The following is a 358-nucleotide window of genomic DNA, read 5'->3' as shown; positions in this document are numbered from 1 at the left end:
TATCCTCGTCGCGATCCGAAGGCTTCGTCGCTGCATCGGAGTCCTCGGCGGACTTGTTGCTCTCGGCTTCGTCGTTTTCAGTCTGCGGTGTTGTCTCTCCGGCTTTCCTTTCCGCTCGCGCCGACCCGCTCTCCTCCTCTTCAAGCGTGATGCCGAAGGCCGACAACACTTCGGCCAGCTCTTGAGCCTCGGCCTCCAGGATCAGAACGTCGTCCGCCTGTATGCGCCGTCCGCCATGTGGCGCGGTCATCCGCACGTCGTTGCGGATTAGCCCGATGATTTGCGCGCCGCTTTTTTCAATCCCGCGTTCGAACTTGCGCAGGGTCAGTCCCACGGCCTTACTTTTATCCGGCACCCG

1 protein-coding gene is annotated in these 358 nt (G+C 61.5%); it reads right to left on the bottom strand.

All coding sequences use genetic code 11. The features are described 5' to 3' along the window. The coding region (locus tag BMI87_RS21905; protein WP_246832774.1) for a TrkA C-terminal domain-containing protein at window positions 1-334 on the bottom strand (334 nt) is incomplete at its 3' end. Window positions 335-358 lie beyond the last annotated feature (24 nt).

Source organism: Thioclava sp. F28-4, from assembly GCF_002020045.1.
Taxonomy (GTDB): Bacteria; Pseudomonadota; Alphaproteobacteria; order Rhodobacterales; family Rhodobacteraceae; genus Thioclava; species Thioclava sediminum.
The sequence above is the reverse complement of the archived record's forward strand: the minus strand, read 5'-3'. Positions and strand labels throughout refer to the sequence as shown.